The 26,958-nt window shown below is 61.9% G+C and carries 23 protein-coding genes; 15 read left to right on the top strand and 8 right to left on the bottom strand.

All coding sequences use genetic code 11. From position 1 onward, the window contains the following. Positions 1–67: 67 nt before the first annotated feature. Both OZ911_RS26925 and gpmI read right to left on the bottom strand, forming a co-directional pair. Positions 68–1,375 (bottom strand): murein hydrolase activator EnvC family protein, encoded by a 1,308-nt coding sequence (locus tag OZ911_RS26925; protein ID WP_016489600.1) that lies wholly within the window; start codon positions 1,373–1,375, stop codon positions 68–70. Between the two features lie 208 nt (positions 1,376–1,583). After that, on the bottom strand, positions 1,584–3,119 hold the full coding sequence (gene gpmI, locus OZ911_RS26920) for a 2,3-bisphosphoglycerate-independent phosphoglycerate mutase (protein WP_060516906.1): 1,536 nt from the start codon (positions 3,117–3,119) through the stop codon (positions 1,584–1,586). Positions 3,120–3,325: 206 nt separating this feature from the next. Here gpmI and OZ911_RS26915 point away from each other — a divergent pair, with 206 nt between their 5' ends. From OZ911_RS26915 to secB, 3 genes are read left to right on the top strand one after another with little or no spacing between them, the layout of a single operon-like run. After that, on the top strand, positions 3,326–3,739 hold the full coding sequence (locus OZ911_RS26915) for a rhodanese-like domain-containing protein (protein ID WP_016489598.1): 414 nt from the start codon (positions 3,326–3,328) through the stop codon (positions 3,737–3,739). A 1-nt stretch (position 3,740) separates the two neighbouring features. After that, on the top strand, positions 3,741–3,995 hold the full coding sequence (grxC, locus tag OZ911_RS26910; RefSeq protein WP_016489597.1) for a glutaredoxin 3: 255 nt from the start codon (positions 3,741–3,743) through the stop codon (positions 3,993–3,995). Positions 3,996–4,034: 39 nt separating this feature from the next. Beyond that, positions 4,035–4,520 carry a protein-export chaperone SecB gene (secB, locus tag OZ911_RS26905; protein WP_016489596.1) on the top strand — a complete coding sequence of 162 codons (486 nt, stop codon included), beginning with the start codon at positions 4,035–4,037 and terminating at the stop codon, positions 4,518–4,520. A 155-nt stretch (positions 4,521–4,675) separates the two neighbouring features. Here secB and trmL read toward each other — a convergent pair whose 3' ends face one another. Further along, entirely contained in the window at positions 4,676–5,137 is a 462-nt protein-coding gene (gene trmL / locus OZ911_RS26900; protein WP_023048246.1) for a tRNA (uridine(34)/cytosine(34)/5-carboxymethylaminomethyluridine(34)-2'-O)-methyltransferase TrmL, read from the bottom strand. Between trmL and OZ911_RS26895 the strand changes: the two genes are divergently transcribed. Continuing rightward, complete coding sequence (locus OZ911_RS26895; RefSeq protein ID WP_016489595.1) at positions 5,136–5,573, top strand: hypothetical protein; 438 nt, start codon at positions 5,136–5,138, stop codon at positions 5,571–5,573. The genes trmL and OZ911_RS26895 overlap by 2 nt on opposite strands. Before the next feature lie 442 nt (positions 5,574–6,015). Here the strand turns inward: OZ911_RS26895 and ntrC are convergent, their stop codons facing one another. From ntrC to glnA, 3 genes are all read right to left on the bottom strand, one after another. After that, a complete protein-coding gene (ntrC, locus tag OZ911_RS26890; protein WP_016489594.1) occupies positions 6,016–7,452 on the bottom strand; it encodes a nitrogen regulation protein NR(I) in 1,437 nt (478 codons plus the stop codon). Further along, on the bottom strand, positions 7,449–8,534 hold the full coding sequence (gene glnL, locus OZ911_RS26885; RefSeq protein WP_016489593.1) for a nitrogen regulation protein NR(II): 1,086 nt from the start codon (positions 8,532–8,534) through the stop codon (positions 7,449–7,451). The genes ntrC and glnL overlap by 4 nt, the downstream gene beginning before the upstream one ends. Positions 8,535–8,890: 356 nt before the next feature. Further along, positions 8,891–10,297, bottom strand: a complete 1,407-nt coding sequence (glnA, locus tag OZ911_RS26880) for a type I glutamate--ammonia ligase (protein WP_016489592.1) — start codon at positions 10,295–10,297, stop codon at positions 8,891–8,893. A gap of 469 nt (positions 10,298–10,766) precedes the next feature. On the opposite strand from glnA, the gene thiI reads away from it, so the two are divergent. Together thiI and typA are read left to right on the top strand one after the other, a co-directional pair. Then, on the top strand, positions 10,767–12,221 hold the full coding sequence (gene thiI / locus OZ911_RS26875) for a tRNA uracil 4-sulfurtransferase ThiI (RefSeq protein WP_016489591.1): 1,455 nt from the start codon (positions 10,767–10,769) through the stop codon (positions 12,219–12,221). A 128-nt stretch (positions 12,222–12,349) separates the two neighbouring features. After that, complete coding sequence (typA, locus tag OZ911_RS26870; protein ID WP_016489590.1) at positions 12,350–14,173, top strand: translational GTPase TypA; 1,824 nt, start codon at positions 12,350–12,352, stop codon at positions 14,171–14,173. A 122-nt stretch (positions 14,174–14,295) separates the two neighbouring features. Here the strand turns inward: typA and OZ911_RS26865 are convergent, their stop codons facing one another. Continuing rightward, complete coding sequence (locus tag OZ911_RS26865; RefSeq protein WP_049870388.1) at positions 14,296–14,700, bottom strand: YkgJ family cysteine cluster protein; 405 nt, start codon at positions 14,698–14,700, stop codon at positions 14,296–14,298. Between the two features lie 184 nt (positions 14,701–14,884). On the opposite strand from OZ911_RS26865, the gene OZ911_RS26860 reads away from it, so the two are divergent. The 5 genes from OZ911_RS26860 to OZ911_RS26840 all read left to right on the top strand — a co-directional run bounded on the left by OZ911_RS26860 (position 14,885) and on the right by OZ911_RS26840 (position 20,266). Further along, complete coding sequence (locus OZ911_RS26860) at positions 14,885–17,335, top strand: glycogen/starch/alpha-glucan phosphorylase (protein WP_016489588.1); 2,451 nt, start codon at positions 14,885–14,887, stop codon at positions 17,333–17,335. 269 nt (positions 17,336–17,604) lie between these two features. Beyond that, a complete protein-coding gene (locus tag OZ911_RS26855; protein ID WP_012274595.1) occupies positions 17,605–18,615 on the top strand; it encodes a class 1 fructose-bisphosphatase in 1,011 nt (336 codons plus the stop codon). A gap of 3 nt (positions 18,616–18,618) precedes the next feature. Further along, complete coding sequence (locus OZ911_RS26850) at positions 18,619–19,215, top strand: DUF924 family protein (RefSeq protein WP_016489587.1); 597 nt, start codon at positions 18,619–18,621, stop codon at positions 19,213–19,215. 227 nt (positions 19,216–19,442) lie between these two features. Next, positions 19,443–19,697 (top strand): outer membrane protein assembly factor BamE domain-containing protein, encoded by a 255-nt coding sequence (gene bamE, locus OZ911_RS26845; RefSeq protein ID WP_003249234.1) that lies wholly within the window; start codon positions 19,443–19,445, stop codon positions 19,695–19,697. Next, on the top strand, positions 19,694–20,266 hold the full coding sequence (locus OZ911_RS26840; RefSeq protein WP_016489586.1) for a lipocalin family protein: 573 nt from the start codon (positions 19,694–19,696) through the stop codon (positions 20,264–20,266). The genes bamE and OZ911_RS26840 overlap by 4 nt, the downstream gene beginning before the upstream one ends. A 116-nt stretch (positions 20,267–20,382) precedes the next feature. Here OZ911_RS26840 and OZ911_RS26835 read toward each other — a convergent pair whose 3' ends face one another. Then, complete coding sequence (locus tag OZ911_RS26835) at positions 20,383–21,747, bottom strand: formimidoylglutamate deiminase (RefSeq protein ID WP_023048245.1); 1,365 nt, start codon at positions 21,745–21,747, stop codon at positions 20,383–20,385. A gap of 144 nt (positions 21,748–21,891) precedes the next feature. Between OZ911_RS26835 and hutC the strand changes: the two genes are divergently transcribed. The 4 genes from hutC (at position 21,892) to hutH (ending at position 26,909) form a co-directional block, all read left to right on the top strand. Then, positions 21,892–22,602 carry a histidine utilization transcriptional repressor HutC gene (gene hutC, locus OZ911_RS26830; protein ID WP_172455918.1) on the top strand — a complete coding sequence of 237 codons (711 nt, stop codon included), beginning with the start codon at positions 21,892–21,894 and terminating at the stop codon, positions 22,600–22,602. Beyond that, the gene (locus OZ911_RS26825; protein ID WP_016489583.1) at positions 22,599–23,171 is read left to right on the top strand and encodes a HutD/Ves family protein; all 573 of its coding nucleotides are present in this window, start codon (positions 22,599–22,601) and stop codon (positions 23,169–23,171) included. The genes hutC and OZ911_RS26825 overlap by 4 nt, the downstream gene beginning before the upstream one ends. A 423-nt stretch (positions 23,172–23,594) precedes the next feature. Next, positions 23,595–25,268 (top strand): urocanate hydratase, encoded by a 1,674-nt coding sequence (gene hutU / locus OZ911_RS26820; protein WP_023048244.1) that lies wholly within the window; start codon positions 23,595–23,597, stop codon positions 25,266–25,268. A gap of 108 nt (positions 25,269–25,376) precedes the next feature. Next, on the top strand, positions 25,377–26,909 hold the full coding sequence (gene hutH, locus OZ911_RS26815) for a histidine ammonia-lyase (protein ID WP_016489581.1): 1,533 nt from the start codon (positions 25,377–25,379) through the stop codon (positions 26,907–26,909). The last annotated feature ends 49 nt before the right edge of the window (positions 26,910–26,958 follow it).

The raw sequence follows: 26,958 nt of genomic DNA, 5'->3' as shown, positions 1-26,958 counted from the left end.
TCCTGATCCTGTAAGTGCTCCCTGGGGAGCATCGGCGCAGCTCTCAGTCTACGCCGTATAAATTTGACTAGCCCCGGCACCATTGCGAAGGGTCGGTAGGCCGGCCCTGCTGGCGGATGGCGAAGTACAAGCCTGCCGCGTCCTGGCCACCGCTGTCACCAACGGTGGAAATGGCTTCACCGGCCTTGACGATATCACCGGCGTTTTTGAGCAGGCTCTGGTTGTGACCGTACAGGCTCAGGTAACCATTGCCATGGTCGAGAATGACCAGAAGCCCCGCGCCGCGCAACCAGTCGGCGAACACCACGCGCCCGCCGTGCACCGCACGGACCTGGGTGCCCGGGTTGGCACTGATCATCACCCCATCCCACTTGGCACGGGCGTCGCTGCCGCGGGCATCACCGAAGCGTGCCAGCAATCGACCGTTCACCGGCCATGGAAGTTTTCCCCGTGCCGAAGAAAATGCACCGCCGTAGCTTGCGCCGTCGGTGGAAACCATCGGGCCGAGCGTGGTGCGGGCCTTTTTCGGTGGTTCCACAGGTTCCTGGGCCTGCTCGCGGGCAGCGGCGGCGGCCAGCGCCTCCTGCTGACGGCGTTTTTCCGCTTCCTGCTGGGCCAGCAAGGCTTTCTTGCGCGCCTCTTCAGCTTCGCGGGCCTGCCGGGCCAGGGTTTCCTCGATGGTCTTGAGGACTTTGGACAGGTCGGCCTGGTCCTGCTCGCGGGCTTGCAACTTCTGATCGCGGTCCTTCATGTCGCCATTGAGCTTGGCCAGCACCTGCTGGCGCTTGCCGCGTTCGGCTTCCAGCGCCTGGCGGCGGCTGTCGAGGTCGGCGCGCTGGGTCAGCAACTGTTGCTGCTGGCCGGCAATTTCCTGCTCGACGTTGGCCAGTTGGCGCAAGGTCTCGTTGAAGGTGCGCAATTGCTCCAGGCGCGCTTTGCTGAGGTAGTCGTAGTACGTCAGGGTGCGGGCGAACTTCTCGGGGTTCTGCTGGTTGAGCAGCAGTTTGAGGTATTCCTCGCGGCCGTTGTTCTGGTAGGCCGAGCGGGCCTGTATGGCAATCAGCCGTTGTTGTTCAACGCGGGCGCTCTGGAGTTTTTTTTTCTCGGTATCAAGGCGCTCCAGATCGCCCTCGGTCTTTTTTAGTTCTTGCTGCAGTGCCTCCACCTGCTTTTCGAGGTTGCCGATGTCGGTCTCGGTGGCTTTGAGGTCCTTTTGCACACCGGCCTTTTCTTCCTGGAGCTTGCCCAGCGTCTTCTTGAGCTCGGCAATATCCTGGCGGGTGGCGTCCAGTTGCTGCTGGGTCTGGGCACGCTCATCGGCAAAGGCCGGGCTGAGCAGGCAAGACAGGGCGAGTAGGATCAGGGCGCGAAGCATGGGGTTTGGCGTACCAAGGATGGAGACCGGCCTAGTATGCCCGCCCGGGCAGGCAAAAAAAACGCCTCGCTGCGGGTGCAGTGGGGCGTTGGTCTGGAAGTCATGTGCGATCGGGGCCGCTTTGCGGCCCATTCGCGGGGCAAGCCCGCTCCCACAGGTACCCACGCAGTGCGTTGTGGGAGCGGGCTTGTCCCGCGAATGGCGCCAATCAGGCGTCGATCAGGATCGACGTCCCGGTCATTTCCACCGGCTTTTCCAGCCCCAGCAGCTTCAGCATGGTCGGTGCCACATCGGCCAGCACACCGCCTTCGCGTACCTTGACGTTGCGCTTGCCCACATAGATGAACGGCACCGGCTCGGTGGTGTGCGCGGTGTGCGCCTGGCCGGTGCATTCGTCTTCCATCTGCTCGACGTTGCCATGGTCGGCGGTAATCAGCGCTTCGCCGTCTACCTTCTCCAGTGCTTCGACAATGCGCCCTACACAGGTATCCAGCGCTTCGACCGCCTTGACCGCTGCCTCGAACACGCCTGTGTGGCCAACCATGTCACCGTTGGCGTAGTTGACCACGATCACATCGTAACGCTGCTGCTCAATGGCTTCGACAATGCGATCGGTCACTTGCGGCGCGTTCATCTCCGGCTGCAGGTCGTAGGTGGCGACCTTCGGCGACGGGATCAGAATGCGTTCTTCACCTTCAAACGGCTCTTCACGCCCGCCCGAGAAGAAGAAGGTAACGTGGGCGTACTTCTCGGTCTCGGCGATGCGCAGCTGGGTCTTGCCGTTCTTGGCCAGGTACTCGCCCAGCACATTGTTCAGGCTGGAGGGTGCAAAAGCCGCCGGGGCCGGGATCTTGGCCGAATACTGGGTCAGGCCGATGTAGGCCGCCAGTTTTGGCAGGCGGGCGCGTGGGAACTCGCTGAAGTCGGTTTCCACAAACGCACGCGACAGCTCGCGGGCGCGGTCGGCGCGGAAGTTCATGAAGATCACGGCGTCGCCATCTTCAACCTTGACCGCCTCGCCAATGCGCGTGGCCTTGACGAACTCGTCGCTCTCGTCACGGGCATAGGCCGCTTCCAGGCCGGCCTGGGCGGTGTCGGCGGTGTACTCGGCGGTGCTGTCGACGATCAGGTTGTAGGCGGCGCTGACACGGTCCCAGCGGTTGTCGCGGTCCATGGCAAAGTAGCGGCCGATCAGGCTGGCGATGCGGCCCTTGCCCAGCCTGGCGAAGGTGGCGTCGATCAGTTCGATGGACGACTGGGCGCTGCGTGGCGGGGTGTCGCGGCCATCGAGGAAGGCGTGCAGGTAGATCTTTTCTGCCCCGCGCTGCGCAGCCAGTTCCGCCATGGCAACCAGGTGGTCCTGGTGGCTGTGCACGCCGCCATCAGACAGCAGGCCGAGAATGTGAACGGCCTTGCCGGCACTGGTTGCCTTGTCCACGGCGCCAGTGAGCACCGGGTTCTCGAAGAACTCGCCATCGCGGATGGCTTTGGTGACGCGGGTGAAGTCCTGGTAGACGACGCGGCCGGCCCCCAGGTTCATGTGACCGACTTCGGAGTTGCCCATCTGCCCGTCCGGCAGGCCGACATCCATGCCCGAGCCGGAAATGAGCCCATGCGGCCGGGTGGCGCGCAGGCGATCATAAACCGGCGTATTGGCGGCAAAGATGGCGTTGTGTTCGGGGATTTCACTGTGGCCGAAGCCATCCAGGATGATCAGGACCAGGGGTTTGGGCGTACTCGTCATCAATCAAACTCACGGTTGTTCAAAGATGATAAAGACACGCATTTTAGGGCAAATACGCCACCTGCGGCGAATATTCGTCCTGTTCCCTGACCAGCGCGGCCAATGCGGCAACATGAAGGTACCTTTGCAGCCCGCCCGTCGGGCTTTGGTGGTACTGGGGGGCTGTGTATACTGGCCGGCATTTTCAATCGCCTGGAACACCGCTGATGGTTGCTCACCTGATTCAATTCGCGACAGATCACTACATCCTGGTTGCGATTTTCGTTGTTCTGCTGGTCCTGCTGCTGCTCAACGAAATCCGCCGCGGCGGCCAGAGCCTGAGCAATGGCCAACTGACCGCCCTGGTCAACGCCGACAAGGGCCTGGTCATCGACATCCGTACTGCCAAGGAATACGCCGCTGGCCACATCGTCGGTGCCATCAACATTCCGCAGGACAAGCTGGCCGCTCGCATGAGCGAGCTGGAAAAGCACAAAGAGAAGACCCTGATCGTTGTCGACGCAATGGGCCAGCAGTCCGGCACCCACTGCCGCGAACTGCTCAAGGCTGGCTACACCGCTGCCAAACTGAGCGGTGGCGTTTCCAGCTGGAAAGCCGATAACCTGCCCCTGGTGAAGTGATATGAAGCCCGTCATCGTCTATTCCAGCGACTACTGCCCCTACTGCATGCGCGCCAAGTACCTGCTCGAGAGCAAGGGCGTGGCCTTCCAGGAAATCAAGGTCGACGGCAAGCCGCAGGTTCGCGCCGAGATGAGCCAGAAGGCCGGCCGTACGTCGGTGCCGCAGATCTGGATCGGCAGCACCCACGTCGGTGGATGCGATGACCTCTATGCCCTGGAGCGCGCTGGCAAGCTCGACGCGCTGCTGGCGGCCTGATTTGCACTGCATTCAAAAACATTAGGATAAGGACCTGCCATGACTGACCAACAGACCAACGGCGCTGCTGCAGAAGACAACAGCCCTCAGTTCTCCCTGCAGCGCATCTATGTGCGCGACCTGTCGTTCGAGGCCCCGAAAAGCCCGCAGATCTTCCGTCAGACCTGGGAACCAAGCGTTGCGCTGGACTTGAACACCAAGCAGAAGGCTCTGGAAGGTGACTTTCACGAAGTGGTGCTGACCCTGTCGGTTACCGTCAAGAACGGTGACGAAGTGGCCTTCATTGCTGAAGTGCAGCAGGCCGGTATCTTCCTGATCGCCAACCTGGATGCGGCTTCGATGAGCCACACCCTGGGTGCGTTCTGCCCGAACATCCTGTTCCCTTACGCCCGTGAGACCCTGGACAGCCTGGTGACCCGCGGTTCGTTCCCGGCCCTGATGCTGTCGCCGGTCAACTTCGACGCACTGTACGCGCAAGAAATGCAGCGCATGCAGGAAGCGGGCGAAGTGCCGACTGTGCAGTAATCACTGCCGGTATCAAGAAAGCGCCTCTCGGGGCGCTTTTTTTGTTGCCTGTTCCGGCCTCTTCGCGGGGCAAGCCCGCTCCCACGTTGAACTGTGTACGCCCAACCCTTGTGGGAGCGGGCTTGCCCCGCGAAGAGGCCGCCCCTGCCAATGCATCAGCTACCGGCAAACCCGTTCTGCCGCCAGGCCTCATACACCGTCACCGCCACGGTATTGGACAGGTTCAGGCTACGGCACCCCGGCCGCATTGGCAGGCGCAGGCGTTGTTCGGCCGGCAGGCTGTCCAGCACCTCGGCCGGCAACCCGCGGCTCTCTGGCCCGAACAGGAAGGCATCGCCCGGCTGATAGCCCACTTCATGGAACGGGTGCGAGCCTTTGGTGGTAAAGGCGAACAGCCTGGGATTACCCAGGCTTTCCAGGCATCCGGCCAGGCTCTCGTGGCGCTTGAGCGTGGCATACTCATGGTAATCCAGCCCCGCGCGACGCAGGCGCTTGTCATCCAGTTCGAAGCTGATGGGTTCGATCAGGTGCAGGTCGCAGCCGCTGTTGGCGCACAGGCGAATGATGTTGCCGGTATTCGGCGGAATTTCTGGTTGAAAAAGGATGACGTGAAACATGCACGGCTCCAAGCGTGAAGATGACGGGCATTCTACCCCTGAACCGGACGTGCGTTCGAAGGCCTTCCCACGGGTAATGCTGTCACTGGCGATTGTCGGCTTGATGGTAGGGCTGATGATCGGCCGCCTGACCGCGCCCGACGAGCGTGAGCTGCAGCAGGTGGAGGTGGTGCAGGATGGCCTGACGCTGTGGTTCAACGAAGAACCCAAGCTGCATGGCGAGAATGTGGAAGGCACGGTTGCGCTGCTGTTCCAGGCTCAGGGCAAGGCTCAGCAGGGGCAATTGAGCCTGCAGGGCAAACCGGTCAGTTGGCGGGTACAGAAGAGTCAGGAAGGGTTGTTGCTGACGGTGATTGCCGCGCGTCCCCTGCACGGCGAGTGGGCCGGTGCAGAGGACGATGGGCGTTGGCGGGTACAGGTGAAACTGCACGAATAAAAGAGGGGATATCCCGGCCTGCCTGTACCAGGGTCCCCAAAAGGGGTTACTGCGTATAAAGGGGGGATGACCCGGCCTGCCTGTACCGAGGTCCCCAAAACGGGCGGTGCTGCGAATAAAAGAGGGGTTCACCCGGCCTGCCTGTACCAGGGCCCCCGAAACTGGGTATGTATTAGCTATTGCAGGGGGCGTGCCAATTTTGCAAAGCCCGTGAATGTTGGGCTTTGAGGGGGATTTGGCCGAGTTTTGAGGGGGTTTGTGCCTTCCAGCGGTGCATCGGGCACAGGATCGGTGCATCGGGGCTGAAATAGCCGGGGCCGCTTTGCGGCCCTTTCGCGGCACAAGGCCGCTCCTACAGGAGAACGCGAACCCCTGTGGGAGCGGCCTTGTGCCGCGAAAGGGCTGCAAAGCAGCCCCGGGAGATTACGGGTTTACCGATAAGTCAGTGCTCGTCACCTTCCTCGTCATCCCCACCCGCCACGTTCATCCCCAGCTCCTTGATCTTGCGCGTCAGGGTATTACGCCCCCAACCCAGCAACAGCGCCGCATCCCGGCGCCGTCCGGCGGTGTGCTTGAGCGCCGTCTCGATCATGATCCGTTCAAAACTCGGCACCGCGCTGTCCAGCAGGTTCGACTGCCCGCGTGCCAGCGCCTGGTCGGCCCACTGGCGCAGGGCCTGCTCCCAGTTGGTGACCGGTGCAGCATCCTGTGGCAGGTTCAGCAGCTCGGGGGGCAGGTCGCCAATCAGCACCTCGCGGCTGGAGGCCATCACGGTGATCCAGCGGCAGGTGTTTTCCATCTGCCGCACATTGCCCGGCCATGGCAGGTTGCGGATGAACTCTTCGGTTTCCGGTTTCAGAATCTTCGGCTCGACGGCCAGCTCCTGAGCGGCCCGGGCAAGGAAGTGGCGGGCGAGGGCAGGGATATCCTCGCGACGGTCGGCCAGCCGCGGAATGTGGATGCGGATCACGTTCAGGCGGTGGAACAAGTCCTCACGGAACTTGCCCGCCTGCACCAGCGACTCCAGGTTCTGGTGAGTCGCAGCAATGATGCGCACGTCGACCTTGACCGGCACATGCCCGCCAACGCGATAGAACTCGCCATCGGCCAGTACCCGCAGCAGGCGGGTCTGGGTGTCGGCAGGCATGTCACCGATTTCGTCGAGGAACAAGGTGCCGCCATCGGCCTGTTCAAAGCGGCCCCGGCGCAGGTTGGCAGCACCGGTGAAAGCCCCTTTTTCATGGCCGAACAGCTCGGACTCCATCAAGTCCTTGGGGATGGCCGCCATGTTCAGGGCAATGAACGGCGACGCCGCACGCGGGCTGTGACGATGCAGGGCATGGGCGACCAGCTCTTTGCCGGTGCCGGACTCGCCGTTGATCAGTACGGTGATGTTGGAATGGCTAAGGCGGCCGATGGCGCGGAACACCTCTTGCATTGCCGGGGCTTCACCGATGATCTCCGGGGTGCGTGCCAGATTTTGTGGCACATCCAGGCCTTGCTGCTCTTGGGCATGCTGGTTGGCGCGCTTGACGAGCGAGACGGCCTCGTCCACATCGAACGGCTTGGGCAGGTACTCGAAAGCACCGCCCTGGTACGACGCCACGGCGCTGTCGAGGTCGGAATGGGCGGTCATGATGATGACCGGCAGGCGCGGGTGGTGTTCGCGGATCTGTGCCAGCAGGTCAAGACCGCTGGCGCCCGGCATGCGGATGTCGGAAATGATCACGTCCGGCTGCTGGCGTGCCAGGCGGCCCATCACGCCATCTGCGCTGTCGAAGCTCTGGGTGGTCATGCCTTCTTGTTGCAGGGCTTTTTCCAGGACCCAGCGGATGGAGCGATCATCGTCGACGATCCATACGGTTTCACTTCGGCTCATGAGGCGGTGGCTCCTTGTTCCAGGGGCAGGTAGATCGAGAAGGCGGTGTGGCCTGCGTGGCTTTCGCACTCGATCAGGCCCTGGTGCTGGCTGATGATGTTCTGGGTAATGGCCAGGCCCAGCCCGGTACCGTCCGGGCGGCCACTGACCATGGGATAGAAGAGGGTGTCTTGCAGTTCCGGTGGAATGCCCGGGCCGTTATCGATGATCTCCACCCGCGCGACCAGGCGATGGCGAACATGGCCGATGGTGAACTGGCGCAAGGCGCGGCTGCGCAGGGTGATACGGCCCAGGCGCAGTTCGTTCTGCGAACTGATCGCCTGCATGGCGTTACGCACGATGTTGAGCACGGCCTGGATCATCTGCTCGCGGTCGATCAGCACGTCCGGCAGGCTTGGGTCGTAATCGCGCACCAAAGTGATGCAGCCCTGGCTTTCGGCGTCGACCAGGCTGCAGACCCGCTCCAGCACTTCGTGGATGTTGGTCATGGCCAGCGATGGCAGTTTGTTCGAGCCGAGCATGCGGTCGACCAGGTTGCGCAGGCGGTCGGCCTCTTCGATGATTACGTTGGTGTAGTCGCGCAGGCCTTCTTCGGGTAGCTCGCGGGCCAGCAACTGGGCCGCGCCGCGAATGCCGCCAAGGGGGTTCTTGATTTCGTGGGCCAGGCCGCGCACCAGCATCTTGGTGGTTTCCTGCTTGCTCAGTTGGGCCTCTTCCTTGGTAATGCGCAACAGCCGGTCGCGGGGGTGCACCTCCAGCAACAGCAGGGTCTGGCCCTGGTTGAGGATGGGCGTTACCGCATAGTCCACGGTGATGGTCTGCCCGGTCAGCGAGGTGAGCTGCGCTTCGCGCTTGGTGAACGGGTGCGCCTGCTCGACGGCCTGGCGCAACGAGCTGAGCGCCTCGGTCGATTCGGTAAACAGCTCGCTGATGAACTGCCCATGGCTACGTTGACCACTGACGGCCAGCAGCATTTCCGCGGCCGGGTTCATGTATTCCAGGCGCAGCTCGGCGTTGAGCAGCAACGTGGCGGTGGTCAGGTTGTCCAGAAGCAGACGGTGCTGCGCATCGCTGATGGTCATAAGGCGTCGTTGACCTCTTTTGGCGCTTGCCTGGCATTTCTTTGGCCAGGGCCGGGCTCGGGGTGCATCGGCTGATGCGTGTCTCTCCGCAGAAAAAATGCAAGAAACAAACCAAAGCTCCGAAAAGAAGCGGGATTTGCCGATAAAGGCCTGGATCTGCGCAAATTCGGATCAGAAAGTCTTGATGAAACGTTTAATGTGAACCAGATTGGGGAGCAAATCGGGGCACTGTACTCAATCTTGCACCAAGATAGAGCATAGCGTGGCGGGCGAGGGTTCTGCGTGTGGCGCAAACGAAAACGGCCTCCCGAAGGAGGCCGTCTTGATCATGTCATCGGCGCGAAGCGGCGATCAGATCAGCAGCTGTAGTACAGCTCGTATTCCAGCGGGTGCACGAAGGTACGGACCTTGATCTCTTCTTCCGACTTCAGTTCGATGAAGGCATCGATGAAGTCGTCGGAGAACACGCCGCCCTTGGTCAGGAACGCACGGCCTTTGTCCAGCTCTTCCAGGGCTTCTTTCAGGCTGCCGCAGACTTGCGGAATGTCCTTGGCCTCTTCTGGTGGCAGGTCGTACAGGTTCTTGTCGGCAGCATCGCCTGGGTGAATCTTGTTCTGGATGCCGTCCAGGCCGGCCATCAGCAGGGCCGCGAAGGCCAGGTACGGGTTGGCCGATGGGTCCGGGAAGCGTGCTTCGATACGGCGGGCTTTCGGGCTGCCGACGTAAGGAATACGGATCGAGGCGGAACGGTTGCGAGCCGAGTAGGCCAGCATTACCGGAGCTTCGAAGCCTGGGACCAGACGCTTGTAGGAGTTGGTCGACGGGTTGGTGAAGCCGTTCAGGGCCTTACCGTGCTTGATGATACCGCCGATGAAGTACAGGGCGGTGTCGGACAGGCCGGCATAGCCTTCACCCGAGAAGGTGTTCTTGCCGTCTTTCCAGATCGACATGTGCACGTGCATGCCCGAACCGTTGTCGCCGTACAGTGGCTTCGGCATGAAGGTAGCGGTACGGCCGTAAGCGTCGGCAACGTTGTGCACGACGTATTTCAGGGCCTGTACTTCGTCAGCTTTCTTCACCAGGGTGTTGAACTTGACGCCGATTTCGTTCTGGCCGGCAGTCGCCACTTCGTGGTGGTGAACTTCAACGGTCTGACCCATTTCTTCCAGTGCGTTGCACATGGCAGTACGGATTTCGTGGTCGTGGTCGAACGGCGGAACAGGGAAGTAGCCGCCTTTCACGCCTGGACGGTGGCCTTTGTTGCCGCCTTCCACGTCAGCGCCGGTCATCCACGAGCCTTGCTCGGAGAAGATCTTGAACATCGAGCCGGAGATGTCCGAGTGGAACTTCACTTCGTCGAAGATGAAGAACTCTGGCTCCGGGCCTGCGAATACGGTGTCACCGATGCCGGTGCTCTTCAGGTACTCTTCGGCGCGCTTGGCGATCGCACGTGGGTCGCGATCGTAGCCCTGCATGCTCGACGGGTCGACGATGTCGCAGGTGATGATCAGGGTTGGTTCTTCGGTGAACGGGTCCAGCACGGCGGTGTCGTCGACCGGCATCAGGATCATGTCGGACGCTTCGATGCCTTTCCAGCCAGCGATGGAGGAGCCGTCGAACATCTTGCCGACTTCGAAGAAGTCTTCGTCCAGCGCATCACGCGACGGCATGGTCACGTGGTGCTGAATGCCTTTGGTGTCCGTGAAACGCAGATCAATCCACTTGACGTCATGATCTTTGATGAGTTGAACCGACTTCGACATGTTGTCCTCCGGATGGTCTAGAGCGCGGTGGGCCGCTGCCCTGGAAAAAGGGTGTTGCCGGGCGCGGATAGTCGGCCAAGCTTACCTGCCTCACAAGGGAGCAAATTGCATGCCAGTGCCCGAAAATGGCGAGGGTGGGATAAAAGCAGGCGTTTGCGGGCATTTGGCGGTGGGTTGGCGGGGAAAAGTGCACCCTTACGATGCGGTTTTTGGCATCAACGCACCAATAGGGTGCATTGGTTGGCTGTGTGCTTCCTTTAAGGGCCTCATCGCCGGCAAGCCAGCTCCCACTGAGAGGGCGCATGTCTTGAGGCCCGCCGAAGTCCTGTGGGAGCTGGCTTGCCGGCGAGGAGGCCAGTACAGGCAATATAAATCCAACCTTCTGTACAAAAGTTGGTCAAATCCTGAGCAGTTTCCGCTATAATTCGCGCCCCACATTTTCGGCAGGCCCTGCGCGCGCTGTTAACCAATGAAACTTATCGTCAAAGTCTTCCCAGAAATCACCATCAAGAGCCGGCCGGTGCGCAAGCGCTTCATCCGTCAGCTCGCCAAGAACATCCGCAACGTGCTCAAGGACCTCGATCCTGAGCTCGCGGTCGATGGTGTCTGGGACAATCTCGAAGTGGTCACCCGCATCGAAGACGAAAAAGTCCAGCGCGAGATGATCGAACGCCTCACCTGCACCCCGGGTATCACCCATTTCCTGCAGGTAGAGGAATACCCGCTGGGTGACTTCGATGACATCGTTGCCAAGTGCAAGCAGCACTTCGGCCACCTGCTGGCCGGCAAGCACTTTGCCGTGCGCTGCAAGCGCGGGGGCCACCATGACTTCACCTCGATGGACGTCGACCGTTACGTCGGCAGCCAGCTGCGCCAACAGTGTGGCGCGGCCGGCATCGAGCTGAAGAAGCCTGAAGTGCTGGTGCGCATCGAAATCCGCAACCAGCGCCTGTACGTGATCCACAACCAGCACCAGGGGATCGGCGGCTACCCGCTGGGCGCCCTGGAGCAGACCTTGGTACTGATGTCCGGTGGCTTCGACTCCACCGTGGCAGCCTACCAGATGATGCGCCGTGGCCTGATGACCCACTTCTGCTTCTTCAACCTTGGCGGCCGTGCCCACGAGCTGGGCGTTATGGAAGTGGCCCACTACCTGTGGAAGAAGTACGGCAGCAGCCAGCGCGTGCTGTTCATCAGCGTGCCGTTCGAAGAAGTGGTCGGCGAGATCCTCAACAAGGTCGACAACAGCTACATGGGCGTGACCCTCAAGCGCATGATGCTGCGCGGTGCCGCGCACATGGCTGACCGCCTGGAAATCGATGCCCTGGTCACGGGCGAGGCCATTTCCCAGGTGTCCAGCCAGACCCTGCCGAACCTGTCGATCATCGACTCGGCCACCGACAAGCTGGTGCTGCGCCCGCTGCTGGCCAGCCACAAGCAGGACATCATCGACCAGGCCACCGAAATCGGCACCGCCGACTTCGCCAAGCACATGCCAGAATACTGCGGCGTGATTTCGGTAAACCCGACCACTCACGCCAAGCGCCATCGCATGGAGCATGAAGAGAAGCAGTTCGACATGGCCGTGCTGGAGCGCGCCCTGGAGCGCGCCAAGCTGATCTCCATCGACCATGTGATCGACGAGCTGGGCAAGGATGTCGAAATCGAGGAAGTGGCCGAGGCGCTGTCGGGCCAGATCGTCATCGACATTCGTCACCCCGATGCCCAGGAAGACGAACCCCTGGTGCTGGACGGTATCGAAGTCCAGGCCATGCCGTTTTATGCCATCAACAGCAAGTTCAAGCACCTGGACCCCACGCGCCAGTACTTGCTGTATTGCGACAAGGGTGTGATGAGCCGTTTGCACGCACACCATCTGCTCAGTGAGGGACATGCCAATGTGCGTGTTTATCGTCCGACATAAGACGCCGGGGCTGTATGGCGGCAGTATCCGCCATCGCCCTCCCGACCACCGGGCCCGCTGAGCCTTAAACAGTACATATTGGCCGCCTACACTGGGCGGCAACCGAATCCTCTGATCGAGATACACTTGTGATCGAAAATCTGCGTAACATCGCCATCATCGCCCACGTTGACCATGGTAAAACCACCCTGGTCGACAAACTCCTGCGTCAGTCCGGCACTCTGGAGCGTAACGAGCTCAACGACGAGCGCGTCATGGACTCCAACGACCAGGAAAAAGAGCGCGGTATTACCATTCTGGCGAAAAACACCGCCATCAACTGGAACGGCTACCACATCAACATCGTCGACACCCCCGGCCACGCCGACTTCGGTGGCGAGGTTGAGCGTGTAATGTCGATGGTCGATTCCGTGCTGCTGCTGGTCGACGCTCAAGACGGCCCTATGCCGCAAACCCGCTTCGTAACCAAGAAGGCTTTCGAAGCTGGCCTGAAGCCAATCGTCGTGATCAACAAGGTTGACCGCCCGGGCGCGCGTCCTGATTGGGTTCTGGACCAGATCTTCGACCTGTTCGACAACCTCGGCGCTACCGACGAGCAGCTGGACTTCAAAGTGGTCTACGCTTCGGCCCTGAACGGCATTGCCGGTCTGGACCACACCGAAATGGGCGAAGACATGACTGCCCTGTACCAGGCTGTCATCGACCACGTTCCAGCGCCAGCTGTTGACCGTGACGGCCCGTTCCAGATGCAGATCTCTGCACTGGACTACAACAGCTTCCTGGGTGTTATCGGCGTTGGCCGTATTGCCCGTGGCCGCATCAAGCCGAACACCCCGGTTGTCGCCATCGACGCTGACGGCAAAAAGCGTAACGGCCGTATCCTCAAGCTGATGGGTCACCACGGCCTGCACCGCGTCGACGTTGAAGAAGCCCAGGCTGGCGACATCGTTTGCATCAGCGGTTTCGACGAGCTGTTCATCTCCGACACCCTGTGCGACCCGACCGCCGTTGAGGCGATGAAGCCGCTGACCGTTGACGAGCCAACCGTTTCGATGACCTTCCAGGTCAACGACTCGCCGTTCTGCGGCAAGGAAGGCAAGTTCGTCACCAGCCGTAACATCAAGGACCGTCTGGACAAAGAGCTGCTGTACAACGTAGCCCTGCGCGTTGAAGAAACCGATTCCCCAGACAAGTTCAAGGTCTCGGGCCGTGGCGAGCTGCACCTGTCGGTACTGATCGAAACCATGCGTCGCGAAGGCTTCGAGCTGGCCCTGGGCCGCCCAGAAGTAATCATTCGTGAAGTAGACGGCGTCAAGCAAGAGCCGTTCGAAAACGTCACCATCGACATCCCTGAAGAATCCCAGGGCAAGGTCATGGAAGAAATGGGTCTGCGTAAAGGCGACCTGACCAACATGGTCCCGGATGGCAAGGGCCGTGTTCGCCTGGAATACAACATCCCGGCGCGTGGTCTGATCGGTTTCCGTAACCAGTTCCTGACCCTGACCAACGGTGCAGGCATCCTGACCTCGATCTTCGACCGCTATGACGCTGTGAAGTCCGGCCACATGTCCGGCCGTCAGAACGGCGTACTGGTTTCGGTCGAAACCGGCAAGGCGCTGACCTACTCGCTGGAAACCCTGCAGGCGCGTGGCAAGCTGTTTGTCGAGCACGGTCAGGAGATCTACAACGGTCAGATCATCGGCCAGAACAGCCGCGACAACGACCTGGGCGTCAACCCTACCAAGGGCAAGAAGCTCGACAACATGCGTGCTTCGGGTAAAGACGAAGTCATCGCCCTGGTTCCGCCTGTTCGCTTCACCCTGGAACAGGCTCTGGAATACATCCAGGAAGACGAGCTGTGCGAAGTAACGCCGAAGTCCATCCGTCTTCGCAAGAAGATCCTGGACGAAAGCGAGCGTACCCGCGCTGCCAAGAAAGCCAAGAACAGCTAAGTTAGCTTTGGCTGAATGAAAACGCCCCCGGTTGAAAGGCCGGGGGCGTTTTTTTATGCCTTCAGGATTTGTGTTGGCCCCTTTGCGGGCTTGCCCGCGAAGAGGCCCTTGAAGCCTGACGATCAGCGCCCGACCACCTTGGGCTTATAGGCGCAATACCCCGGCCGCGGCCCGACCTTGGGGTGGTTGCGGCAGGTATCCGGGCGCTTGTCATAAATGGTGCACAGCCGGCTTTTACGATCCAGATACATGCAGTCATCGTTGCTCATCCGGGTCAGGGTGAAGATCCCTGACTTCTGGTTGAAGCGCTCGATGATGCCTTCCTTCTGCAAGCGTTTAGCCACGTTTTTGGGGGGTTCGTCTTTCTCGAACTCGTCCACCACGCCGATACGGATCAGATCCTTGATCTTCACCTCTACCGGCAGGGTGCAGCAGGTCGAATGGCAGCCGTGGCACATGTGGCTGGCGTAGCGCTGCCAAGTCTCCAGGCGGTCGACTTCGGCGGCGGCGATCAGGGTCGTTTTCATCTTTATAGGGTGGATCACGGTCTTGGGGCGCGCGATGATACCGGAATTGCTCAATTTATGAACAACCTTTTGCCGGATTCGCAGAGTCGGCATGAAAACTGCGAACAGTCACTGTCACTCCCTGTCGAAGGGTCTAGTCTGATCAATCTCCCTCCGCTTTCGTCAACTTGCCAGAGGATGCCGCATGTCTCAGGAACCCAAAGCACGTGACGCCGAGGTGGCCGAATTTCGCGCCGCTGTACTGAACAAGCTGACCTACGCGGTCGGCAAGGACCCGGAACATGCGTTCGACCACGACTGGTTCGAGGCCATCGCTCTGGCCGCGCGCGACCACATGGTCGACCACTGGATGGACCACACCCGCCTGGCCTATCGTCGTAGCCAGAAGCGGGTCTATTACCTCTCCCTCGAGTTCCTAATCGGGCGCTTGCTGTACGACAGCCTGAGCAACCTGGGGCTGCTGGACGTCGCCCGTGATGCGCTGGAAGGGCTGGACGTGGACCTGGAGCGCATCCGCCTGCTCGAGCCCGACGCCGCCCTGGGTAACGGGGGTCTCGGCCGCCTGGCTGCGTGCTTCATGGAAAGCATGTCCACCCTGGGCATCGCCGCCCATGGTTACGGCATTCGCTACGAACATGGGTTGTTCCGTCAGGCTGTAGTCGATGGCTGGCAGCAGGAACAGACCGAAAACTGGCTGGACTTCGGTAACCCTTGGGAGTTCGAGCGTGCTGAGGTGATCTACCCGATCAGCTTCGGCGGCAGTGTCGAAACCGTCAACGATGCCAGTGGCAACCAGCGGCAAGTATGGTCGCCGGGCGAAACGGTGCGGGCGGTGGCCTACGACACGCCCGTGGTCGGCTGGCGTGGATCCAGCGTCAACACACTGCGCCTGTGGCGTGCGCGGGCGCTGGAAGAGCTGCACCTGGAGCGCTTCAATGCCGGTGACCACCTGGGGGCCGTGGCCGAAGTGGCGCGGGCCGAGAGCATTTCGCGCGTGCTGTACCCGGCCGACAGCACCGAGGCGGGGCAGGAACTGCGCCTGCGTCAGGAGTACTTCTTTGTGTCGGCTTCGCTGCAGGACTTGCTGCGCCGTCACCTGAACATGCACAAGGACCTGCTCAACCTGCCCGACGCGGCGGCCATCCAGCTCAACGACACACACCCTTCGATTGCCGTTGCCGAGTTGATGCGGCTGCTGGTGGACCAGCATGAAGTGCCCTGGGACAAGGCCTGGGAACTGACCGTTGGCACGCTCGCCTACACCAACCACACCCTGCTGCCCGAAGCCCTGGAAACCTGGCCGGTAGCCCTGATGGAGCGCATGCTGCCGCGGCACATGCAGATCATCTACCTGATCAACGCCTACCATATCGATGCATTGCGGGCCAAAGGCCTGCACGATTTCGACGTGCTGCGCGCGGTGTCGCTGATCGAGGAAGACAATGGGCGCCGGGTGCGCATGGGTAACCTGGCGTTTCTGGGCTCGCACAGCGTCAACGGTGTGTCCGCGCTGCACAGCAAGCTGATGAAGAGCACGGTGTTTTCCGAGCTGCACAAGCTCTACCCGCAACGGATCAACAACAAGACCAACGGCATTACCTTTCGCCGCTGGCTGTACCAGTCAAACCCTCAGCTGACCGAGATGCTGGTCGAAGCGCTCGGGCCGGAACTCAAGGACGACCCTGAAGGGCTTCTGGTTGGCCTGGTGCCATTTGCCGACAAGGCCAGTTTCCGCAAGCAGTTCGCTGCTCAACGGCTGCACAGCAAGCGTGCCCTGGCCAGCATCATCCAGGACCGCATTGGTGTCACGGTGAACCCTGAAGCGTTGTTCGATGTGCAGGTCAAGCGTATCCACGAGTACAAGCGCCAGCTGCTCAACCTGCTGCACACCGTGGCGCTGTATCAGGCCATTCGCAACGATCCCGGCACCAGCTGGGTGCCGCGGGTGAAGATCTTCGCCGGCAAGGCTGCGGCCAGTTACCACCAGGCCAAGCTGATCATCAAGCTGGCCAACGACATTGCCCGGGTGGTGAACAATGACCCGACCGTGCGCGGTCTGCTCAAGGTGGTGTTCCTGCCTAACTACAACGTCAGCCTGGCCGAAAGCATCATCCCGGCGGCCGACCTGTCCGAGCAGATTTCCACCGCAGGTTATGAAGCCTCCGGTACCAGCAACATGAAGTTCGGCCTGAACGGCGCGCTGACCATCGGCACCCTGGACGGTGCCAACGTGGAAATGTGCGAACAGGTGGGTGCCGACAACATGTTCATCTTTGGCCTGACTGCGCAGCAGGTCGAGGCGCGCAAGCGTGCCGGTGATTTTGGTGCAAACGCCGCCATAGCCGCTTCCAACCGCTTGAGCGACGTGTTGCAGGCGATTCGCAGTGGTGTGTTCTCGCCAGACGACCCATCACGCTATACCGGGTTGATCGACGGGCTGGTGGCCTATGACCGCTTCCTGGTGTGTGCCGACTTCGATGCCTACTGGGATGCCCAGCGGCGGGTCGAAGAACTGTGGCACACACCGCAGGAGTGGTGGCGTATGGCCGTGCTGAACACGGCGCGGATGGGCTGGTTCTCGTCGGACCGGACCATTCGCGAATATGCGACCGAGATCTGGAAGGCACTGGATTGAGCATGTGGGTCCGGGTTGCGGCCCATTCGCGGGGCAAGCTCGCTCCCACAGGATCTGCGTTGTCTTGAAGGCAGCGCAAACCTGTGGGAGCGGGCTTGCCCCGCGATTGGACTGTAAAGCAGCTTCACTCGACAGCCGGCCTGGCGCAGGCTGAACTAGCGACCTATTGTGCCGTCTGAGAGCCGTGGCGAGTCTCATTGCTCGCTAGCCTGCCACTCTCCCTGTAAACTGCGGGGGTTTTTACTCCCACAATCCTTTCGGAGCCATACATGTCCCGCGTTACCCTGAGTCGCTATCTGATTGAGCAGACCCGCAGCAACAATACCCCTGCCGATCTGCGCTTCCTGATCGAAGTGGTGGCGCGTGCGTGCAAGGAAATCAGCCATCACGTGTCCAAAGGCGCCCTCGGTGGCGTGCTGGGCAGCATGGGCACTGAAAACGTGCAGGGCGAAGTCCAGAAGAAACTGGACGTGATTTCCAACGATATCCTGCTGGAAGCCAACGAGTGGGGCGGCCACCTGGCCGGCATGGCCTCCGAAGAAATGGACAACGCCTACCAGATTCCGGGCAAGTACCCGAAAGGTGCGTACCTGCTGGTCTTCGACCCATTGGACGGTTCGTCGAACATCGACGTCAACGTCTCGGTCGGTACCATCTTCTCGGTGCTGCGTTGCCCTAACCAGTACCTGAGCCAGAACGAAAGCCTCAACGAAGAAGCCTTCCTGCAGCCAGGCACCGAGCAGGTCGCCGCCGGTTACGCCATCTACGGCCCGCAGACCATGCTGATCCTGACCTTGGGCAACGGCGTCAAGGGCTTCACCCTGGACCGTGAACTGGGCAGCTTCGTCCTGACCCACGAAAACATCCAGGTGCCGGCAACCACCGCCGAATTCGCCATCAACATGTCCAACCAGCGTCACTGGGAAGCCCCGGTACAACGCTACGTGGGCGAACTGCTGGCCGGCGAAACCGGCCCGCTGAAAAAGAACTACAACATGCGCTGGATCGCCTCGATGGTGGCCGATGTGCACCGCATCCTGACCCGTGGCGGTCTGTTCATGTACCCACGTGACGCCCGCGAGCCAAGCAAGCCGGGCAAGCTGCGCCTGATGTACGAAGCCAACCCGATGTCGTTCATTATCGAACAGGCAGGCGGCGCCTCTACCAACGGTTACGATCGCATCCTCGACATCAAGCCAGAGAGCCTGCACCAGCGCGTGTCGGTGATCCTTGGCTCGAAGGAAGAAGTAGAGCGCGTCACCGCCTACCACAAGGAGTAAGTCATGCTCGCACCTTGGCAGCCGTTGCTGGAATGGTGGTTCGGTTGGGGCACCAGTGCCCAGGCCGTGGCTGACGAGAAGAGCACGCTGTGGTTCGGCAAGCACCACGATGCCGATGCCCATGCGCTGTTTGGCGACCTGGTCGAGCACGCCTTGGCGGGCGGGCTCGATGAATGGCAGCAAAGCCCGCAGGGCTGGCTGGGCCTGTTGATCTTGCTGGACCAGTTGCCGCGCATGATCTACCGCGACACGCCGCGCGCCTTCGAGGGCGACCGGCGCGCCCAGGTGGTGGCGATGCAGGGCCTGCAGAAGGGCTGGGACTACCAGTTGCTGCCGATACAGCGTGTGTTCGTGCTGCTGGTGCTGGAGCATGCCGAGGTGCTGGACTGGCAGAACCTGTGTGTCGAGCGCTATCAGTTGTTGCTGGACGAGCAGCCCGAAGCCAGCCGGCGGCTGTTCGAAGGCTTCCTGGACTATGCCGAGCAGCACCAGCGGGTGATTGCCCGGTTTGGCCGCTTCCCGCACCGCAACCTGGTGCTTGAGCGGCCAAGCACCAGCGAAGAGATGGACTTTTTGCTGGAGCCTGGGTCCAGGTTCTGATGCCCACGGGGCCTGCTGCGCAGGCCATCGCGATGCGAGGCCGCACCTGCAAGGGTGCGGCCTTTTTATTGGGAAGTGATTAATGCTTTGTGATTAATCGCACAGTAGTGGCCATCCGACCAATGGTGTAGGGGTAAAGTGGGTAGGGCAGGGAACCTGGGAGGGATTTTCCCGTCGAAGGTCACTGCAGGCCACTCGCCTGTTTCCCCTCTTCAGGAGTGTCCTTCATGTCGTTGCGTTCCCTCGCCCTGTTGTCGCTGTGCGTCGTCCTGACTGCCTGCAGCAAGATCAACCAGGAAAACTATTCCAAGATCAAGGCCGGTATGAACAAGGCCGAGGTCGAGCAGTTGCTCGGTACGCCGACCGAGTGCTCTGGCGCGCTGGGCATGAGCAGCTGCACCTGGGGGGACGAGAAGAGCTTCATCAGCGTGCAGTACGCGGCTGACAAGGTGCTGATGTATTCAGGGCAGGGCCTCAAATGAGGCGTCTGTACCTGCTGATGGGGGTATGCCTGGCATTGCTGCTGGGCGGTTGTGCAGGCTCCGTGCACGACCCGCTGGCGCCGAAGACCGCTGGCAACGTCGACCTCAAGCGCTACCAGGGCAAATGGTTCGAGCTGGCGCGCCTGCCCATGCGCTACCAGACCGGCTGCGAGCAGTCCGAGGCGCATTACAACCTCAAGCCTGATGGCACGTTTGGTGTGCTCAACCGCTGCCGCACCATGGGTGATGAGTGGCTGCGTGCCGAGGGGCACGCAAGCATCCAGGAGCCGGGGCACACCGACAAGCTGTGGGTAGAGTTCGATAACTGGTTCACCAAGCTGGTGCCTGGCGTGGCGCGGGGCGAATACTGGATTCTGTACGTGGACGATCGCTACCGCACGGCAGTGGTCGGCAGCCCGGACCGCAAGTACCTGTGGATACTGTCACGCACGCCGACGTTGCCGGCCTGGGAGCGCGAGCACCTGCTGGCCAAGGCACGCCAGCAGGGGTATGACACCAGCCGGCTTATCTGGCGGGCGTCCGATCAGCAAATCGTAAAAATGCACTGATTTTTGGGGCCGCTTTGCGGCCCTTTCGCGGCACAAGGCCGCTCCTACAGGGATACGCGTTCCCCTGTAGGAGCGGCCTTGTGCCGCGAAAGGGCTGCAAAGCAGCCCCAATACGCTCACCCCAAGAGCTGCCGCAGCACCCCGGCAAACGCCTGCGCGCTTTCCTGTTCGTGCGCATGCCGCCCCTGGCGCACCACCCATTGCCCATTCACCATCACATCGCGCACCTGGCGATCCCCGCCAGCAAACAGCCAGCGGTTGAGAATGGCATCGCCATCCGCCATGGCGATGTAAGGGTCCTGCCCATCAAGTACCAGCCAGTCGGCGCGCTTGCCCACGGCCAGTTCCCCGACCGCTTGCCCCAGTGCCTGTGCACCGCCCGCCAGCGCGGCGTCGTACAGCGTGCGCCCGACCATCGGCTGGTCGCCACGGTACAAGCGGTTGCGTCGCTGGTCCCGCAGCCGCTGGCCATATTCCAGCCAGCGCAGTTCTTCCACCACGCTTAGTGACACATGGCTGTCCGAGCCGATGCCCATGTGCCCGCCCTGGGCCAGGAAGTCCACCGCCGGGAAAATCCCGTCGCCCAGGTTGGCCTCGGTGGTCAGGCACAACCCGGCCACCGCGCCACTGCGGGCCATGGCGGTGACTTCATCCGGCTCGGCATGGGTGGCATGCACCAGGCACCAGCGACGGTCCACATCCACATGCTCGTACAACCATTGCAGCGGGCGCAGGCCGCTCCAGGCCAGGCAGTCGTTCACCTCCTTCTGCTGCTCGGCGATATGGATATGCACCGGGCATTGTTTGTCGCTGGCCGCCAGCACTTCGGCGATCTGCCCCGGCGTCACCGCACGCAGCGAGTGGAAGCACAGGCCCAGTTGCTGCGCAGGTTGCGCGGCCAGCAGCGGGGCCAGTTGCGTTTGCAGTTGCAGGTACTGTTCGGTGGTGTTGATGAAGCGCCGCTGCCCGTCGTTCGGTGCCTGGCCGCCGAACCCGGCGTAGCTGTACAGCACCGGCAACAGGGTCAGGCCAATGCCACTGTCGGCCGCGGCCGTGCTGATGCGGCGGGACAGCTCGGCCGGGTCGGCGTAGGCCGTGCCTGCCTGGTCGTGGTGTACGTAATGGAATTCGGCCACCGAGGTGTAGCCGGCCTTGAGCATTTCGATATACAGCTGGCGGGCGATGACCTGCAACTGGTCCGGGGTGATCTGCCCGACCAGGCGGTACATCAGGTCGCGCCAGGTCCAGAAGCTGTCGTTGGGGTTGCCGGCGACTTCCGCCAAGCCCGCCATGGCACGCTGGAAGGCATGTGAGTGCAAGTTGGGCATACCGGGCAGCAACGGACCTGCCAGGCGCTCGGCGCCTTCGGCCGAAGCGCCCGGCTCGATGCGGGTCACATGGCCATCGCTGGCGACCTCGATACGGACATGGCGGGCCCAGCCCGTAGGTAGCAGGGCGCGTTCGGCGAAATAGGCGGACATCGGTGAAATCCTGTTATTGTTAACTTGTATATACATATACAGGCGTTTGCCTGCCGGGTAAACTGCGGCAAGCTACCGCTCATTCCATACGCACAAGGATCCAACGCCGTGCCGACACCTCCTGTCTCCGCGCTGGTTGCCCAGATGGGCGAGGGCCCGGCGCCGCTGTACGCCCGGGTCAAACAGATGATCATCCAGCAGATCGACAACGGCAGCTGGCCACCCCATCACCGGGTGCCCTCGGAGAGTGAACTGGTCAACGAACTGGGTTTCAGCCGCATGACCATCAACCGTGCCCTGCGCGAACTCACGGCCGAAGGCCTGCTGGTGCGCATGCAAGGGGTTGGCACTTTCGTAGCCGAGCCCAAGGGCCGTTCGGCGTTGTTCGAAGTCAACAACATTGCCGATGAAATTGCCGCACGCGGCCATCAGCATAGCTGCCAGGTGATCACGCTCACCGAGGAAGCAGCCGGTTCCGAACGGGCCCTGGCCCTGGACATGCGCGAAGGCCAGCGAGTGTTCCACTCGCTGATCGTGCATTTCGAGAACGGTGTGCCGGTGCAGATCGAGGACCGCTACGTCAACGCCGCGATCGCACCCGACTACCTCAAGCAGGATTTCACCCGGCAGACGCCATATGCCTACCTGTCCCAGGTAGCGCCGCTGACCGAGGGTGAGCACGTGGTCGAAGCCATCCTGGCAGAGCCGGAAGAATGTCGCCTGCTGCAGATCGAGCGGGGCGAACCATGCCTGCTGATTCGCCGCCGTACCTGGTCCGGTCGCCAGCCGGTGACCGCGGCACGGCTGATCCACCCCGGTTCCCGTCATCGCCTGGAAGGACGTTTCAGCAAATGAGCCAGTTGCAGTTGTTGCGCGCGCAGGATTACCCGCGCATGCCGTGGAAGAACGGTGGCGGTTTCACCGAAGAGATCACCCGCGACAGTGGTGAGGGCCTGGACGGTTTTGGCTGGCGCCTGTCGATTGCCGATATCGAAGAGTCTGGCGGCTTTTCCACCTTCGCCGGTTACCAGCGGATCATCACAGTGCTGCAGGGCGATGGCATGCGGCTGTTGGTCGATGACCAACCCAGCCGGCCGTTGCTGCCGTTCGATGCCTTTGCCTTCGGCGGTGAGAGCCAGGTCAGCTGCAAGCTGCTGGGTGGGGCGATCCGCGATTTCAACCTGATCTATGCACCGCAGCGGTACCGGGCGCGGTTGCAGTGGTTCGATGGCACAAGCCGCTTGTACAGCTCGGCGTCGACGGTGCTGTTGTTTGCTGCCAGCAGCCACGTGGAAGTGACCATGGCGGGGCGTGAGGTGCAGCGGTTGGGGTTGTATGACTGCCTGCGCCTGGAGGGCAACGATGAGTTGCTTGGGTTGGAGGTACAGGGGCGGTTTTGCTTGATTGAGCTCATTTCTCGCTGATGGGCTTGGCGATACATTTTCATCGCCTGTGAGATCGAGCGCCGCCCGCGCGGCGCTTCGCGGGGCAAGCCCGCTCCCACATTTGTTTCGGGCCGGTTTCTCCTGGGAAGTCACTGCTGCCCGCCCTGTATGTTTTGTTTGATATCCAGGGTTGCACAAGGGCAGCTCCCCGATTTGCAGCCATGCACCAAGGCTGCAACCCACCTGACTCAGGAATGATTGGCCCGAAACAGATGTGGGAGCGGGCTTGCCCCGCGAAGCGCCGCGCGGGCGGCGCTCGATCTATGCGCCGCCACACAACTCAAGCCAGGAACGGCAAGGTCCAATTATTTTGGTTGTCCATGCTTGTACATACAAGTAAAGGTGTGTTTGTATATTGACCACGACATACCCGCCCGCGGACGACCGCAGAGGACCTTTCCCGTGACCGACAACAACAAATACCGTGACGTTGAAATCCGTGCCCCACGTGGCAACAAGCTGACCGCCAAAAGCTGGCTGACCGAAGCGCCACTGCGCATGCTGATGAACAACCTCGACCCACAGGTTGCGGAAAACCCGAAAGAACTGGTGGTGTACGGCGGTATCGGCCGCGCCGCGCGTAACTGGGAATGCTACGACAAGATCGTCGAAACCCTGACCCGCCTGGAAGACGACGAAACCCTGCTGGTGCAGTCGGGCAAGCCGGTCGGCGTGTTCAAGACCCACAGCAATGCCCCGCGCGTGCTGATTGCCAACTCCAACCTGGTGCCGCACTGGGCCAACTGGGAGCACTTCAACGAACTGGACGCCAAAGGCCTGGCCATGTACGGCCAGATGACCGCCGGCAGCTGGATCTACATCGGCAGCCAGGGCATCGTCCAGGGCACTTATGAAACCTTCGTCGAAGCCGGTCGCCAGCACTACGGTGGCAGCCTGAAAGGCAAGTGGGTACTCACCGCAGGCCTCGGCGGCATGGGCGGCGCCCAGCCATTGGCGGCTACCCTGGCCGGCGCCTGCTCGCTGAACATCGAATGCCAGCAGAGCCGCATCGACTTCCGCCTGGAAACCCGCTACGTCGACGAGCAGGCCACTGATCTCGACGACGCTCTGGCGCGTATCGCCAAATACACCGGCGAAGGCAAGGCCATTTCCATCGCCCTGCATGGCAACGCCGCCGAAATCCTGCCAGAGCTGGTCAAGCGTGGCGTACGCCCCGACATGGTCACCGACCAGACCAGCGCCCACGACCCTCTGAACGGCTACCTGCCTGCGGGCTGGACCTGGGAACAGTACCGCGACCGCGCGCAGACCGAACCTGCTGCTGTGGTCAAGGCGGCCAAGCAGTCGATGGCTGTGCACGTGCAGGCTATGCTGGACTTCCAGAAGCAGGGTGTCCCGACCTTCGACTATGGCAACAACATCCGCCAGATGGCCAAGGAAGAGGGCGTGGCCAATGCCTTCGACTTCCCGGGCTTCGTCCCTGCCTATATCCGTCCCCTGTTCTGCCGCGGCGTAGGCCCGTTCCGCTGGGCGGCGCTGTCTGGCGAGGCCGAGGACATCTACAAGACCGACGCCAAGGTCAAGGAACTGATCCCCGACGACGCCCACCTGCACCGCTGGCTGGACATGGCCCGCGAGCGCATCAGCTTCCAGGGCCTGCCAGCACGTATCTGCTGGGTTGGCCTGGGCCTGCGCGCCAAGTTGGGCCTGGCTTTCAACGAAATGGTCCGCAGCGGCGAGCTGTCGGCGCCGGTCGTGATCGGCCGTGACCACCTGGACTCGGGTTCGGTCTCCAGCCCCAACCGCGAAACCGAAGCCATGCGTGATGGCTCGGACGCTGTGTCCGACTGGCCGCTGCTCAACGCCCTGCTGAACACCGCAGGCGGCGCTACCTGGGTGTCGCTGCACCATGGTGGTGGCGTGGGCATGGGCTTCTCGCAGCACTCGGGCATGGTCATCGTCTGCGACGGCACCGATGAAGCCGCCGAGCGCATCGCCCGTGTACTGACCAACGACCCAGGGACTGGCGTCATGCGCCACGCCGATGCCGGTTATGACATCGCCATCGACTGCGCCAAGGAGCAGGGCCTGGACCTGCCGATGATCACTGGCTGATTGCCACGCTTTGGATCGCACCCCGCCAGGGGTGATACTGAACAACAAGAAGGAGCGCGCAGGCACCCACGAACGGGCCTGCGGCTCCACGCGATTTGGAGTAGTAACGTGACCGAACTCACCCTCAAGCCCGGCACCCTGACCCTGGCCCAGCTGCGCGCGATCCATGCCGCGCCTGTGCGCCTGCAACTGGATGCCAGCGCCGCGCCGGCCATTGACGCCAGCGTCGCTTGTGTCGAGCAGATCATTGCCGAAGACCGCACCGCCTACGGGATCAACACCGGTTTCGGCCTGCTGGCCTCGACCCGCATCGCCAGCCACGATCTGGAAAACCTGCAGCGCTCGCTGGTGCTGTCCCACGCCGCCGGTATCGGCGCGCCGCTGGATGACGACCTGGTGCGGTTGATCATGGTGCTGAAAATCAACAGCCTCAGCCGTGGCTTCTCCGGCATTCGTCGCAAAGTCATCGACGCGTTGATCACCCTGGTCAACGCCGAAGTCTACCCGCACATCCCGCTGAAAGGCTCGGTGGGTGCTTCCGGTGACCTGGCGCCCCTGGCACATATGTCACTGGTGCTGCTGGGCGAAGGCAAAGCCCGTTACAAGGGCCAGTGGCTGTCGGCCACCGAAGCCCTGGCAGTTGCCGGGCTCGAACCGCTGACCCTGGCTGCAAAAGAAGGCCTGGCCCTGCTCAATGGCACCCAGGCGTCCACCGCCTATGCCCTGCGCGGCCTGTTCCATGCCGAAGACTTGTACGCGGCGGCCATCGCCTGCGGCGGCCTCAGCGTCGAGGCCGTATTGGGCTCGCGTTCGCCGTTCGATGCGCGTATTCACGAAGCGCGTGGCCAGCGCGGCCAGATCGACACCGCCGCCTGCTTCCGCGACCTGCTGGGCGAAGCCAGCGAAGTGTCGTTGTCGCACAAGAACTGCGACAAGGTTCAGGACCCGTACTCGCTGCGCTGCCAGCCGCAGGTCATGGGCGCGTGCCTGACCCAGCTGCGCCAGGCCGCCGAGGTGCTGGGCATTGAAGCCAACGCCGTGTCCGACAACCCGCTGGTGTTCGCTGCCGAAGGTGACGTGATTTCCGGCGGCAACTTCCACGCCGAACCGGTGGCCATGGCCGCCGACAACCTGGCCTTGGCCATCGCCGAAATCGGTTCGCTCAGTGAGCGCCGCATCTCGCTGATGATGGACAAGCACATGTCCCAGCTGCCGCCGTTCCTGGTGGAAAACGGTGGCGTCAACTCCGGCTTCATGATCGCGCAGGTTACCGCTGCCGCTCTCGCCAGCGAGAACAAGGCCCTGTCGCACCCGCACAGCGTGGACAGCCTGCCGACCTCGGCCAACCAGGAAGACCACGTGTCGATGGCCCCGGCTGCCGGCAAGCGCCTGTGGGAAATGGCCGAAAACACCCGTGGCGTGCTGGCCATCGAATGGCTGGGCGCCTGCCAGGGCCTGGACCTGCGCAAAGGCCTGAAAACTTCCGCCAAGCTGGAGCAAGCGCGCCAGGCGCTGCGTAGCGAAGTGCCGCACTATGACCGTGACCGTTTCTTTGCACCAGACATCGAAAAGGCTGTGGAACTGTTGGCCAAGGGTAGTCTGACCGGTTTGCTGCCGGCGGGTGTACTGCCAAGCCTGTAATGCCCCTAGGGCCGCGTTGCGGCCCATCGCGAGCAAGCTCGCTCCTACA

The organism is Pseudomonas fortuita, assembly GCF_026898135.2.
Classification (GTDB): domain Bacteria; phylum Pseudomonadota; class Gammaproteobacteria; order Pseudomonadales; family Pseudomonadaceae; genus Aquipseudomonas; species Aquipseudomonas fortuita.
The sequence above is the reverse complement of the archived record's forward strand: the minus strand, read 5'-3'. Positions and strand labels throughout refer to the sequence as shown.